This window comes from Arthrobacter sp. Soil_N43, assembly GCF_057655195.1.
The window spans coordinates 1-12,439 of sequence record NZ_JBDGML010000098.1 but is presented as its reverse complement, the minus strand read 5'-3'; the positions used below and the strand labels follow the sequence as shown (position 1 = coordinate 12,439).

General features: G+C 66.9%; 13 protein-coding genes. 4 read left to right on the top strand and 9 right to left on the bottom strand.

Annotated features, from left to right (window positions below; all coding sequences use genetic code 11):
• Positions 1-110: 110 nt before the first annotated feature.
• Complete coding sequence (gene ypfJ / locus AC3A3W_RS12805; RefSeq protein WP_487443321.1) at positions 111-1,007, bottom strand: KPN_02809 family neutral zinc metallopeptidase; 897 nt, start codon at positions 1,005-1,007, stop codon at positions 111-113.
• Between the two features lie 60 nt (positions 1,008-1,067).
• Between ypfJ and AC3A3W_RS12800 the strand changes: the two genes are divergently transcribed.
• A complete protein-coding gene (locus AC3A3W_RS12800; RefSeq protein WP_487443319.1) occupies positions 1,068-2,489 on the top strand; it encodes a class I adenylate-forming enzyme family protein in 1,422 nt (473 codons plus the stop codon).
• Positions 2,482-3,684, top strand: a complete 1,203-nt coding sequence (locus AC3A3W_RS12795; RefSeq protein ID WP_487443317.1) for a thiolase family protein — start codon at positions 2,482-2,484, stop codon at positions 3,682-3,684. Before AC3A3W_RS12800 ends, AC3A3W_RS12795 begins: the two co-directional genes overlap by 8 nt.
• A gap of 40 nt (positions 3,685-3,724) precedes the next feature.
• On the opposite strand, the gene AC3A3W_RS12790 is transcribed toward AC3A3W_RS12795, so the two are convergent.
• From AC3A3W_RS12790 to AC3A3W_RS12780, 3 genes are read right to left on the bottom strand one after another with little or no spacing between them, the layout of a single operon-like run.
• Positions 3,725-4,393: an energy-coupling factor transporter transmembrane component T family protein gene (locus AC3A3W_RS12790; RefSeq protein WP_487443316.1), complete on the bottom strand. Its 669-nt coding sequence runs from the start codon at positions 4,391-4,393 to the stop codon at positions 3,725-3,727.
• Positions 4,390-5,139 (bottom strand): energy-coupling factor ABC transporter ATP-binding protein, encoded by a 750-nt coding sequence (locus AC3A3W_RS12785; RefSeq protein ID WP_487443314.1) that lies wholly within the window; start codon positions 5,137-5,139, stop codon positions 4,390-4,392. Before AC3A3W_RS12785 ends, AC3A3W_RS12790 begins: the two co-directional genes overlap by 4 nt.
• A complete protein-coding gene (locus AC3A3W_RS12780; protein WP_487443312.1) occupies positions 5,136-5,843 on the bottom strand; it encodes a biotin transporter BioY in 708 nt (235 codons plus the stop codon). Before AC3A3W_RS12780 ends, AC3A3W_RS12785 begins: the two co-directional genes overlap by 4 nt.
• Positions 5,844-6,152: 309 nt before the next feature.
• On the opposite strand from AC3A3W_RS12780, the gene AC3A3W_RS12775 reads away from it, so the two are divergent.
• Entirely contained in the window at positions 6,153-7,751 is a 1,599-nt protein-coding gene (locus AC3A3W_RS12775; RefSeq protein ID WP_487443310.1) for an ABC-F family ATP-binding cassette domain-containing protein, read from the top strand.
• Here the strand turns inward: AC3A3W_RS12775 and AC3A3W_RS12770 are convergent.
• Positions 7,738-8,001, bottom strand: coding sequence for a helix-turn-helix domain-containing protein (locus tag AC3A3W_RS12770; protein WP_487443309.1), 264 nt, complete (start codon positions 7,999-8,001; stop codon positions 7,738-7,740). The two genes, AC3A3W_RS12775 and AC3A3W_RS12770, sit on opposite strands and share 14 nt — an antisense overlap.
• The gene (locus AC3A3W_RS12765) at positions 8,001-8,492 is read right to left on the bottom strand and encodes a DUF2975 domain-containing protein (protein WP_487443307.1); all 492 of its coding nucleotides are present in this window, start codon (positions 8,490-8,492) and stop codon (positions 8,001-8,003) included. Before AC3A3W_RS12765 ends, AC3A3W_RS12770 begins: the two co-directional genes overlap by 1 nt.
• 564 nt (positions 8,493-9,056) lie before the next feature.
• Between AC3A3W_RS12765 and AC3A3W_RS12760 the strand changes: the two genes are divergently transcribed.
• Positions 9,057-9,605, top strand: coding sequence for a pentapeptide repeat-containing protein (locus tag AC3A3W_RS12760; protein ID WP_487443305.1), 549 nt, complete (start codon positions 9,057-9,059; stop codon positions 9,603-9,605).
• Between the two features lie 23 nt (positions 9,606-9,628).
• On the opposite strand, the gene AC3A3W_RS12755 is transcribed toward AC3A3W_RS12760, so the two are convergent.
• From AC3A3W_RS12755 to AC3A3W_RS12745, 3 genes are read right to left on the bottom strand one after another with little or no spacing between them, the layout of a single operon-like run.
• On the bottom strand, positions 9,629-10,054 hold the full coding sequence (locus AC3A3W_RS12755) for an ATP-binding protein (protein WP_487443303.1): 426 nt from the start codon (positions 10,052-10,054) through the stop codon (positions 9,629-9,631).
• The gene (locus AC3A3W_RS12750; protein WP_487443301.1) at positions 10,051-10,383 is read right to left on the bottom strand and encodes an STAS domain-containing protein; all 333 of its coding nucleotides are present in this window, start codon (positions 10,381-10,383) and stop codon (positions 10,051-10,053) included. Before AC3A3W_RS12750 ends, AC3A3W_RS12755 begins: the two co-directional genes overlap by 4 nt.
• The gene (locus AC3A3W_RS12745; protein WP_487443323.1) at positions 10,373-12,319 is read right to left on the bottom strand and encodes a glycosyltransferase family 2 protein; all 1,947 of its coding nucleotides are present in this window, start codon (positions 12,317-12,319) and stop codon (positions 10,373-10,375) included. Before AC3A3W_RS12745 ends, AC3A3W_RS12750 begins: the two co-directional genes overlap by 11 nt.
• Positions 12,320-12,439 lie beyond the last annotated feature (120 nt).

Sequence of the window (12,439 nt, the reverse complement as noted above, 5' to 3'; positions counted from 1 at the left end):
GCCTCGCAAGCTCGGCCAGGGAGCCCTGCCGGCATGGGCCCACCATAGACTGCTCCGCAGGTGCCCTTCTCAAGCGCGAAAACGGCGCTTACGGAGCAATCGATGTGGGGTTAGAGGGTGGCGGCCCGGAAGGTGTCGCATTGGGCAATGTCGCCGGTCTGGTAACCCCGGTAGAACCACTTCTGCCGCTGCGCGCTCGAGCCGTGGGTCCACGCCTCCGGCGTGACGCGGCCGGTGGCGGCCTTCTGGATGCGGTCATCGCCGACGGCGGACGCCGCCGAGAGGGCGTCGTTCAGGTCCTTCTGGGTCAGCGGCTCGAGGAACGGCTGGCCCGTCTTGGGGTCCTTCTGGGTGGTGGCATAGCGCGTCCAGAGCCCGGCGTAGCAGTCGGCCTGCAGTTCCACGCGGACGGCTCCCGACTCGGGCCCCCGCGGATCCCGCTGGGCCATGTCCAGGTCCCCAAGCACGTTCTGGATGTGATGCCCGAACTCGTGGGCGACGACGTACTCCTGGGCCAATGGACCCCCGGACGACCCGAAGCGGTTCACGAGATCCTGGAAGAAGCCTGGATCGAAGTACGCCGTGGTGTCGGCAGGGCAGTAGAAGGGGCCCACCTCCGACGTGGCCGCGCCGCAGCCGGTATCCGTTCCGACCTCGAAGAGCACCGTCCTGGGTCTGGGGTACTCGACCTCGTATTTGGCCAGGTACGCGGGCCAGAAGGCATTGAGGCTGTTCACGGTGCCGGTGATCCGGCAGTCGAGGCGCTGGTCGGCGTCGGAGCCTAATTTGCACTCCGCAGGTGCCGTTCCCTGGCTCAGTCCGGGCTGTTCCTGCCCCGTGCCGATGAGCCCCTCAAGCAGCTGCGGGTTAATGCCGAACAGGGCAGCCAGGAGCAGCACCACGCCGCCGCCTATGCCCCCGCCGATCTTCGTGCCGCGGCCCATACCGCCGCCGCGCCGGTCTTCCACCTGCGATGGGTCCAGCTCGACCCCGTCATTGAAGCTCATGTTGTCACAATAGTCTTCTCAGGCGCGGGTGCGGCCGGTTGCGCCGGTAAAGTTGATCCGATGCCTTTTCTCGACAGACTCCAGCGCTGGGCTGATGACCGCCCCGACGACACCGCCGTCGTCGTGGCCGGCAAACGGCTCAGCTGGGGCGAGCTCCGCGACGAAGCGGAGGCCCTCGCCGCCACCGGCAGTGCCCGCATCGGCGTGCTCGCCGAACGGAACTCCACGCACTTCGCCGTCGCCTTCGCCGCCGCTGTGGCGGGCGAACGGCAGTGCGCCGTCCTGGATCCGTCATGGCCCGAACCCATGCTGGCCGAGATTGTCCAGCTGCTGGGACCGGCTGCTGAAGCTCGCCCAGCGGCAGCGGGGGAACCGCCGGGCGGCTGGCATCTGGCCGACGGGGATCCGGCGTCGTCCTTCCTGATCGGCCTGACCTCCGGAACCACCTCCGTGCCCAAGGCATTCACCCGGTCCCGCCGCTCCTGGCAGCAGTCCTTCGAGGCCTCCATGGAGTTTTTCGGCCTCAGCCAGGAGGACAAGACGCTCGCGCCCGGACCGCTCGCGGCCAGCCTGAACCTGTATGCCCTCGCCGAATGCCTTTACGCCGGCGCCGAGTTCCACACGCTGGCGTCCTTCGACGTGGGCGACGTCCACACCGCCATCAGCCACGACGGCATCACCCGCCTCGTCCTGGTCCCCACCATGCTCCGCCTGCTCAGTGAGCGCGGGCTGACCGGCTGCGTTGACGCCTCGGGCGTGAAGACCATTATCTGCGCCGGTTCCAAACTGGATGCCCGCACGCTGGAAGCGGCCAGGCGGTGGGCGCCGAACGCCACCATTTTCGAGTACTACGGCGCCTCCGAGCTCAGTTTCGTCTCCGGGACAGGCCTGCCCGCCGGCATGCCCCTTGACGCCGGCGGCACGGGCATCGGCAGGCCGTTCCCCGGGGTGGAAGTAAGGATTCTGGACGACGACGGCCGCGTCCTCCCGGAGGGGGCTGCGGGAAACATCTCCGTCCGCAGCGGCATGGTCAGCAACGGGTATCTCTGGGGCGACGACGGCCAGGCACTGCGGTGCTTCGACGGCTGGTTCACGGTGGGGGACCAGGGGTACCTGCAGGACGGGGAACTCCACATCCTGGGCCGCCGCTCCGACATGATCATCACGGCAGGCAAGAATGTCTACCCGCATGAGGTTGAACTGGCCCTCGCCTCCGTTCCCGGCGTTGCCTCGGCAGTGGCGGCCGGCATGGCCGACGACGTCAGGGGACAACGCGTCGTGGCGGGGATCCTCCCGTCCCACGGCGGCCTCACTGCCACGCAGCTCAAAACCGGCCTCGAGGAAATCCTGCCCAGGGACAAACGCCCGCTCCAGTATTTCGCCCTCGCAGAGCTGCCCGTGACGGACCGGGGCAAGGTCAGCCGGCGCCTCATGCTCGACTGGATCACGGCCGGCGACTCCCGGGTGCGGCGCCTTGTCTGAGGCGGGCACGGCGCAATTTCACCGGCAGGAGCCCCTTCCTCCGGAGCGGCAGCCCGTCATCATTGCCGCGCTGCGAACGCCCATCTGCCGTGCCCACGGAGCGCTGAAGCAGCTCCGCGCCCACGAACTCCTCGCGCCGGTCCTGACCGCCCTGCTGGCCGAAACCGGCGTCGGACAGTCTGAACTGGCAGATGTGGTCATCGGTAACGCGGTGGGCGGGGGCGGGAATGTTGCGCGGCTGGCCGCCCTCGAGGCCGGCCTCCCCGTGACCGTCCCGGGCCTCACCGTCGACCGGCAGTGCGGCTCGGGCCTGGATGCCATCGTCCTGGCGTCCCGGCTGGTCGCTGCCGGCGGCGGCGTGTATCTGGCCGGCGGAGTGGAAAGCATCAGCACAGCGCCGATGCGGGCGAACCGGAACGACGACGGCGACCCCGCCTTCTTCAGCCGCGCCCGGTTTGCGCCGGACAGCCTGGGCGATCCGGACATGGGGGTGGCCGCCGAGAACGTGGCGTCCGAGTTCAGCATCAGCCGGGATCGGCAGGACGAGTTCGCGCTGCGCAGCCACCGGAGGGCCGTTGCCGCTGCCGCTTCCGGTGCTTTCGACCGGGAGATCGTTCCTTTGGACGCGCCATCCGGTACGGTGACAGCCGACGACGGTCCCCGGCCCCGGCTCAGTGAGGCCCTGATGGCAAGGTTCCCCGCTGCGTTCGTGGGATCCGGGACTGTCACCGCAGGGAATTCCTGCTTCGACGCCGACGGCGCCGCCGCCGTCGTGATCACGACCCTGGCGCGTGCCCGCGAACTGGGCGCTTCAGACGCCCTGCTGGTGCTGGGAACCGAAACGGCAGGAGTTGAGCCGCGGCTTCTCGGCATCGGGGCGGCCTCCGCTGCCGCTCGGCTGCTGGCCACGCGGGGCGAGCCGGCCGACACAGTAGACCTGGTGGAATTCAATGAGGCGTTCGCCTCCCAGACCCTCGCGTGCCTGGACAGCCTGGGCATTGATCCGCTCCGGGCCAATGCCGACGGCGGGGCACTGGCTCTTGGCCATGCCTACGCTGCGTCCGGTGCTGTCCTGGTGACGAGGCTGCTGGCGCAGGCACGGCGGACTCCGCACCGGGAGAAGCTCGCCCTGGCGATGATCAGTATCGCCGGCGGCATGGGCACGGCAGCGCTGTTCAGGTACGCCCGGCTCTAGGACACGTGCGGGCCAGGACACGTGCACGTAAGGAGACGCGCTAAATGCGCGGTTCGCCAACTTCGGGCCGGCTGTCTTCGGGTCGGCTGTCCTCGGGTTCCCCGAGGCCGCGGGCGGCAAGCGCCTCCCCGGTGTGGCGGGCGTAGGCAACGGTGGTGATGAAGACCGGCAGCACCAGGGCCCGGGGGTTGCGTTCCAGGCCGCGGGCCCGGGCCGAGTCCCGGACGTCCGCGTAGGCCCCGGCAATGAAGGGGATGCTGCGCAGCATGATGGCGATGGTGAGGGCAAACCGTTCAGGATCAGCCCCGAAGCGGGTGAACGGCCGGGCCAGGGACACCACACCGTCGAGCAGCCGTTGCAGCGGTGTGGTGGCCGTCAGCAGCGAGGCCGCCACGACGCACAGCAGGACGTTCAGGACGATGCGCGCGGCCACGGGTGCGCCGAGCTGCCACCACTGGAAGGCCCCGATAACCAGCAGCACGGGAAGCAGGGGACGGACGGCACGGACCAGGCGGGCGGGTCCCGCCCCGCTGAACAGGAACAGTGCGCACATCAGGGCTAGTGCTGCCGCCGCCAGCCGCCAGTCGACGATCAGGAACGACGCCATGCCGCAGCTGACAACCACCAGGAATTTGAGCCACAGGGGAGCGCGGTGGATAAGCGAGGTCCCCGGAGCGTAGTTGGCGAGCAGGAAGCCGTGGCCCCTCACTGCGCGTCACCGCCGTCCGCACCGGCGCCGTGGGGTATCTCAAGGTTGGCCGCGCAGAGCGAGCGATAATGCGCGACTGCCGCGGCAGCACCGCCGTCGAATACGATGCGGCCTGACTCGACCACCAGCACGCGGTCCATGTCCAGGACGAGCTCAAGGTCGTGGGTGGACATGATGATCTGCTGCCGGAGCCCGGCGATGGTCCCGCGGAGCAGTTCGCGGTTGCGGAGATCCAGGAGGGTGGAGGGCTCATCGAGGACCAGCACGTCGGGTTCCACCGCCAGCACGGCGGCCAGTGCCAGGAGCTGGCGTTCGCCGCCGGAGAGCTCATAGATGCTCTGGTCGCCCAGAGGCAGCAGGCCGAAGCGGGCCAGTGCGGCGTCCGCCCGTGCCCTGCGCTCGGCCCCGTTACGGACCGAGCGCCGCAGGGACAGTTCGACGTCCTCGCGGCCGGTTGGCATCACCAGCTGGGACAACGGGTCGGTAAAGACGAAGCCCACCTGCTGCCGGACGGCCCGTACGTGCCGGACAGTGTCTGAACCGTTGACCGTGACGGATCCCTCGTTGGGCGCCACGAGGCCGTTCAGCAACCGGAGCAGCGTGGACTTGCCGGAGCCGTTGGCGCCGATCACGCCGATGCGCCGTTCGGTCAGGCTGAGCGTGACGTCCTGAAGCAGGACCTTGGGTTCCGGGTGGCTGTCAACAACCACCCGGACACCCACGCCGCTGAGGGAAATGGTGCTCACGGCTGGGTGGGGGACTGACGTCCGGAGGGAGCGGCGTTGGAGGACTCTGCGCCGGAAACCGCGCCCGCGGGAGCCGCAGCAGGCGATCCGAGCGGACGCACGCGGCGGACCAGCAGGTCAGGAAAGGCCTTGTGCAGGGAAAGGGCGACGCTGACGGCCAGGACGTTCTTGATGATGTCCCCCGGGTAGAACGCGAGGTCGGCAAGGAACGCCTTGGACAGGTCGAGCTTGGCATTGACCATCATGCCGAGCACACCGAGGCCATGGATGACGACCACGCTGGTGGCCATGGCGGCGGCGAAGAGGAAGAGACCGCGGTACTTCAGGGTGCGCCGAATGACGATGCTTGCCAGCCAGCCGACAGCTGCGGCGGCGAGCGGGAAGGCAATGATGTAGCCGGCCGACGGGCCGGCCAGGATGCCCAGCCCGCTGCGTCCGCCGCTGAAAACGGGGAGCCCTGCGAGCCCCAGCAGGGTGTGGAGTCCCACCGCGGCGAAGGCCCGTCCCGGGCCGAGGGCCAGCCCGGTCAGCATCACGGCAAGGGTCTGCAGCGTGATGGGGACGCCAAGGCCGCCTACGGGAATGGCGGCGACGAGCGCGGATCCGGCCACCAGCGCGGCGAAAACGGCGATGAGGCCAAGGTCGGTGGCGTTCCAGCGGGCGCGCTTGGCGGGGGGCGTGGTCTCTGGATGGGTCTGGGGCATGGGAGGTCCTGTCGGAGAGATACAAACAATTGTCGGCTGGTGTTGACGTTACTTGCCGGGGAATAATTGAATTTTGTAGCTGTTCTACAAGAAGGAGGCGGCGGGGCTGACGGCTGGGCACAAACACGGAACAAACGCGCCGCACCGGCGCCGCAACCGCGCATCCGGGCTTCGGTCAGGGAACCGGCCTTTGGCCGGTAGACTTGTAGGGGCCGTTCTCTCGGCCGCACCGCCCCGGCACCCACAAGCCTCCACCGCTTGATATCCGCTGTGCCGCTGCGTTCCCTGTTGTGAAAGGCCTTACCTGCTTTGATTACCGTCCAGGATCTTGAACTGCGCGCCGGCGCCCGGCTGCTCATGGATCAGGTGAGCTTCCGGATCGACAAGGGAGACAAGATCGGCCTTGTGGGCCGGAACGGTGCAGGAAAGACCACTCTGACGCGCGTGTTGGCAGGGGAGGGCCTGCCGGCAGCCGGCAAGGTGACACGGAGCGGCGAGATCGGGTACCTGCCGCAGGATCCGCGCACCCCGGACATGGAGCAACTGGCGCGGGACAGGATCCTTTCCGCGCGGGGCCTGGACGTCGTGGTCGGCAAACTGCGCGTGGCCCACGAGGAGATGGCGAGCGAGGATGCCGCCGTCCAGCGGAAGGCCATGAACCGCTACGACCGCCTTGAATCGGAGTTCCTGGCCGGTGGCGGCTACGCTGCGGAGGCAGAAGCTGCCGCCATTTCATCCAATTTGGCCTTGCCGGACCGCATCCTGAACCAGCCGCTGAAGACCCTGTCCGGCGGCCAGCGCCGCCGCGTGGAGCTCGCCCGGATCCTCTACTCGGGCGCGGAGACCATGCTCCTGGATGAGCCCACCAACCACCTCGACGCGGACTCGATCGCCTGGCTGCGCGACTTCCTCAAGAACCACCAGGGTGGCCTGATCGTGATCAGCCACGACACCGAACTGCTCGAAGCCACCGTCAACAAGGTGTTCCTGCTCGACGCCAACCGCGCCCAGATCGATTTCTACAACATGGACTGGAAGCGCTACCTGACGCAGCGCGAGACGGACGAACGCGCCCGCAAGCGCGAGCGTGCCAACGCGGAGAAGAAGGCTCAGGTCCTGTTCGACCAGGCCAACAAGATGCGCGCCAAGGCCACCAAGGCCGTTGCCGCACAGAACATGGCCAAGCGCGCCGAGCGGCTGCTGAGCGGTCTCGAGGCGGTCCGTGAAAACGACCGCGTGGCGGCCCTGCGCTTCCCGGATCCGTCGCCGTGCGGCAAGACCCCGCTCACGGCCGAAGGTCTCAGCAAGTCCTACGGTTCGCTGGAAATCTTCACCGACGTGGATCTCGCCATCGACCGCGGCTCCAAGGTGGTCATCCTGGGCCTCAACGGTGCCGGCAAGACCACGCTCCTGCGGATGCTGGCCGGGGTCGACCGGCCCGACACCGGGGATGTCATCGCCGGTCACGGCCTCAAGGTGGGGTACTACGCCCAGGAGCACGAGACGCTGGACGTTAACCGGACGGTGCTGGAGAACATGCGCTCGTCGGCGCCGGACATGAAGGACGCGGAGGTCCGCGGAATCCTCGGCTCGTTCCTGTTCTCAGGGGACGACGTCGACAAGCCGGCTGGTGTCCTGTCCGGCGGTGAGAAGACGCGCCTGGCGCTTGCCACCATTGTGGCGTCCAGCGCCAATGTGCTCCTGCTCGATGAGCCCACCAACAACCTGGACCCCGCCAGCCGCGCCGAAATCCTCGGCGCGCTGCGCAACTACAGCGGCGCCGTCGTTCTCGTCAGCCACGACGAAGGCGCCGTGGAGGCCCTGAACCCCGAGCGGGTGGTGCTGCTGCCCGACGGCGTCGAGGATCTCTGGAATGAGGACTACCTGGACCTGATCACGCTCGCGTAAGGTCCTGCAGGTCACCGTCGTCAGGTAACTGCAGGTCCGCCGGGCCCTCGGGCTCCCAGCGCAGCAGGTCGCCGGGCTGGCAGCCGAGCACCTCGCACAGTGCGGCGAGCGTCGTGAAGCGCACCGCCTTTGCCCGGCCATTCTTGAGCACCGCCAGGTTGGCGGGCGTGATTCCGACGCGTTCAGCAAGCGTGCCCACGGGCATCTTGCGTTTGGCCAGCATGACGTCGATGTCGACGACGATCGGCATCAGATCACCTCGTCCAGCTCTGTCCGCAGGTGGTTCGCCTCGGCGTCGCGGGCGACGGCCTGGGCGAGCAGCATCCGAAGCACGAGGACGATCAGGGCCACCCCGGCGACCAGCAGGGACGCCCCGCAGATCAGCAGGACAATGCCAGGAGCGGTTCCGCCGGGCGCCAGGATGACGGCAATTCCGAACATCAGCAGCGACGCCGCCGCGACCGCACCAAAAATGACATCGACGTACCGGAAAGCGGCGTGGGAAAACACCGTCTCCCGGCGCACCATCGTCAGCAGCCGCCACACGCACACCAGCGAGACCTGCACGGTCACGATGCCCAGAACCACGATGGTGAGGAGCGCGATCCGTGGCCCGGCGGGGGCGCCGGCTTCCTCCAGATCCGCGGACAGCAACGGCACCATCCACACCTGCACGAACAGCGAGCCGGCAAGCACCATTGCGAGCACGACCCGCAGCGCGAGGATCGTCAGCTTTCCCATCAGAACTCCTTCTACATTGAGTAACAATGGAATTGTATCGATAATCGGTAGGTCGGCCAAGCGGTTCGTGACAGGTATTCTTGGGGCAGTGATACTTCAGTTTTCTCTGTGACCCAGAGTTTTGACAGCGCTTCCTGTTCGCTTCGTAGCGGAGCGGTGATTCCGTGCGCCCGCGGTGGGAACTCCACGTCGAGTTCCCCGATCCGCAGGCCCCACTCGAACTCACCCCTGGAAGATCACATGCATCCCGTATCAACGCACTCCACCGAGCCCTCGTCACCCGTGCCCGACCGGCAACCACTGCGCCCTGACTGCAGCAAGTGTTTCGCTCTCTGTTGTACAGCCTTCGGCTTTTCGCGTTCCGCCGATTTTGCCTTAGACAAACCGGCAGGCTCACCGTGCCAGAATCTTGCACCCGACTTTTCCTGCACGATTCACGATCGTCTGCGCCCGAGGGGATTTCGTGGCTGCACGGTCTTTGACTGCTTCGGGGCCGGCCAGAACGTATCGCAAGGGATTTTCGGCGGCACGAACTGGCGAGACAACCCCGACATAAGACAAGGGATGTTCTCAGCATTCAAAGTGGCGCGGCAGCTCCATGAAATGCTCTGGTATCTGGCCGAGGCCCAGACGCGGACTTTCGATCCGGATGCCTCACATCGTGCGGCGCAGCTCAGGACCATCCTTGAACAGGCGCTCGGGGGCGCTTTGCCGGACCTGCTATCCCTCGACGTACAGGATATTCACTCCCAGGTCAGGTCGACACTCATCGACATCAGCGAGGACGTTCGGACTTCCTACTTCGCAGCCGGTGACGACCATCTGCTGTCCGCGCTGAAGCCGGGAGCGGATCTGATGGGCAGGAATCTCGGCTCGCGCCGGCTGTGCGGGGCAGACCTTCGAGGGGCGTACCTCATTGCCGCGGATCTGCGGGGCAGCGACTTGTCCGGCACCGATCTCCTCGGCGCTGACCTCAGGGATGCGCGGCTGGAAGGCGCGGACCTGTCGCAAGCGTTGTACCTGACCCAGCCGCAACTCAACGCCGCGACAGGCGACGGCAGCACGCGGCTCCCACCGGACCTGGAGATGCCCACCCACTGGCATAACAAGTGACCGCCGGCCAGCGTCCCCACGTATCAGCACAGGGCAGTGCGGGCGCGGCTGAGCGTCCACCGGTTGTCGCCGTTGTGTCGTTCGTACCTGAGGACGTCCACGGCGGCCTTCGCGATGGCCAGGCCGCGGCCGCTTTCCGCGAAGGCATCCGGCATGGCCGCCGCGTCGATGTTCACGTGGGCAATGCGGCCGTCGTCGCTGAAGAACGCGTCGAGGCGATCCGGATAGACCTCGAGGGTGAGGTTGCAGACCGTGCGGCCCCCGTTGGAACCGTGCCGGACGATGTTGGCCGCGATTTCGATGACGGCGGTTTCGAACATCGCCCGGTCCAGCAGGGAAACGTCGGGGGACGAGCCCCACATTTCGGCCAGGAGGTCGTGGACCTTGGCCAGGCACTCGGGGGCCGCGCAGGCGTGAAGTTCGTGGACGTGCAGACGGTTGTTGCTCACTGGAGGCACTCCTCGACGGTCTCGTGCGGTTCCAGAATGCGGTCCATGCTGGTCAGTTCCAGGACCATGGTCACCTGTTTTCCGGGGCGGGCGATGCGAAGGTCGCCGCCGGCTGACCGGGCAGTTTTCAGCCCGGTGATCAGCGCCGCGAGGCCGGTGGAGTCCATGAAGTCGGTGCCTGCGAGATCCACGACGACGTGGGAGCGGCCGTCTTCGCGGACGATGCGTGCCACGAGGTCCTTCAGTTCAGGGGCGGAGATCATGTTCAGGCGCCCGCTGGTGCGGATCACGGCGCCGTCGCGGCCGGTGGGTTCAACGTCAAACTGCATTGTTCTCAGCTTCTTCCGTAGGTGTGAATCCTTGGTAGAGGGCGGCGCGGATGATCACGCTAAGGACCACGAGGTCATAGATGACCCAGCCGACATTGACCAGTGTCCCGGCAGGAGCGCCAAGGCCTGTGAACATCCGGACCAGCCCGAGTACTGCCGCGACGGCAAGGGCAGCGATAGCGACCAGCTGCGGACGGATCAGGGACCAGGGCGGGCCCCCGCCCTGGCGGGTTTTTGGAGTGACCGCAAACCCGAGGTCACGGCCGAACAGGACGTTGGCTGCCGCCGTCGTGCAGGCCTTGATCCAGACCGGGAAGAGGGCGAGGCTATATTGCTGTCCGCGCCAGGTTTTCCTGCCGCGTGCGGCGACGAAGAACAGGATCTGGTTCACCACCAGGAACGGGATCAGCCTTGCGAAGAAGTCGGCGCTGAACGCATCGACCGGCATGACTCCAAGGCACAGGAAAATGATGGGAGCTGCGATGTACACCACGGCAGCAAAGCCGGAGAGGTAGCTCCACATCGTAGAGAAGTACATCAGGCGCTGGCCCCAGGCGAGCCCTTGCTGCAGCAGGGGGTTCTCGTGGAGGAACACCTGCATGGTTCCCTGGGCCCAGCGCAGCCGCTGCGTCAGCATGGTCCGCAGATCTTCGGGGGCGAGGCCTTTGGCGAGGATCTCGTGGTGGTAGACGCTCTCCCAGCCATGGGCATGCAGCCGCATGCAGGTGGCCATGTCCTCTGTGACAGAGTTTGTGGCCATCGGCATGACCGGGAGGGCCTCGTCGGCACGGTCCACGTCCAGGGCGTGGACGATGCTGCGCACGGAGCTGATGGCACCGATGGGTGACCAGTCGCGGCGGGCCAGCCGGTCGATGGCGTCCTCGTCGATGAGAAGGCCGGTGGGACCTTTGCCGGAGAGCCGTTCTATTTCGTGGAGGTCCGCCCGCAATGCCGCGACGTCGACGGTGACGACACTGCGCGCCGCGGCGTCGACCTTCCTTTGGAAGTCATAGGTGACATTCGCGACGGGCCTGTCACCGGCGAGTTCCCGCCGTGCGCTGCGGACGGCCGCTTCGACGTCCTCCAACGCCCGTGCCACGTGCTGCCCGGTGCCAGCATTTTCGGTGCGCGCCTTGGCGACGACTTTGTTCGCGGTCTTCAGCGCGTGCTCCACGGTGGTCCTGACGCCTTTGACGTACCCGGTGATTCCGATCTGCATGAGGGCTTCCCGCCGGACGATGGCGTTGGAGCCGCAGAAGAACGCCGCGTTCCACCCGTCCTTCCCCTGTTGGATGGGTCCATAGAACAGGGGCGCCTGGCTTCCGAGGATGTCCTCGTCGGTGACGTTGGAGAACCACTGCGGGGTTTGGACCAAGGCGACCCTTTCATTGGTGAAGTGGCCCAGCATGCGGTCCAGGATTTCCGGCTGGGGGATCTGGTCCGCGTCGAGGATGAGCAGGAACTCGCCCTGCGTTGCGGCCAGGGCGTTGTTCAGGTTCCCGGCCTTGGCGTGCCGCGGGAGGTTGTCCCAGTCGCGGGAGCGGGTGATGTAACCGATGCCGGCCTCCTCGGCGGCCCGCTTCATGGCCGGACGCGCCCCGTCATCCAGGATCCACGTCTTGTGCGGGTAGCGGATGCGGCGGGCAGCGAGGGCCGTGGTCATGACAAGGTCGATGGGTTCGTTGTAGGTGGTGAGGAAGACGTCCACGGTCAGGCCTTCGGGCGGGGGCGGTGCCTCACCGCGTTCCCGCAGCCGCCACATGGTGACTCCAAAGAGGAAGGCGTCGATGAGGCTGTAGGTTTCAACCAAGACCAAAGGCACGCTGATCCAGGCCGCGGCCCAGTTCACCGAGAACAGCCACCGCCAGACCATGTAGTTCAGGCCCAGGACCATGGTCGCGGTGATGAGGATCCGGATAACGAGCTGATGATTCATGATGCGGACCGGCCGGGGAAGCACTCCCGCTGGCGTGCTGGTCATGGGTCTTCCCTCGGGTTCGAATCAGGTCGTCAGGTGTCTGCCCGTAGAGGGATGGCCGTACGGGGACGGCCCTCC

Coding starts and splice junctions, on each gene's coding strand:
- ypfJ (WP_487443321.1), bottom strand. CDS start 1,007: ATGAGCTTCAATGACGGGGTCGAGCTGGACCCATCGCAGGTGGAAGAC.
- AC3A3W_RS12800 (WP_487443319.1), top strand. CDS start 1,068: ATGCCTTTTCTCGACAGACTCCAGCGCTGGGCTGATGACCGCCCCGAC.
- AC3A3W_RS12780 (WP_487443312.1), bottom strand. CDS start 5,843: ATGCCCCAGACCCATCCAGAGACCACGCCCCCCGCCAAGCGCGCCCGC.
- AC3A3W_RS12770 (WP_487443309.1), bottom strand. CDS start 8,001: ATGCCGATCGTCGTCGACATCGACGTCATGCTGGCCAAACGCAAGATG.
- AC3A3W_RS12765 (WP_487443307.1), bottom strand. CDS start 8,492: ATGGGAAAGCTGACGATCCTCGCGCTGCGGGTCGTGCTCGCAATGGTG.
- AC3A3W_RS12760 (WP_487443305.1), top strand. CDS start 9,057: ATGTTCTCAGCATTCAAAGTGGCGCGGCAGCTCCATGAAATGCTCTGG.
- AC3A3W_RS12750 (WP_487443301.1), bottom strand. CDS start 10,383: ATGCAGTTTGACGTTGAACCCACCGGCCGCGACGGCGCCGTGATCCGC.
- AC3A3W_RS12745 (WP_487443323.1), bottom strand. CDS start 12,319: ATGAATCATCAGCTCGTTATCCGGATCCTCATCACCGCGACCATGGTC.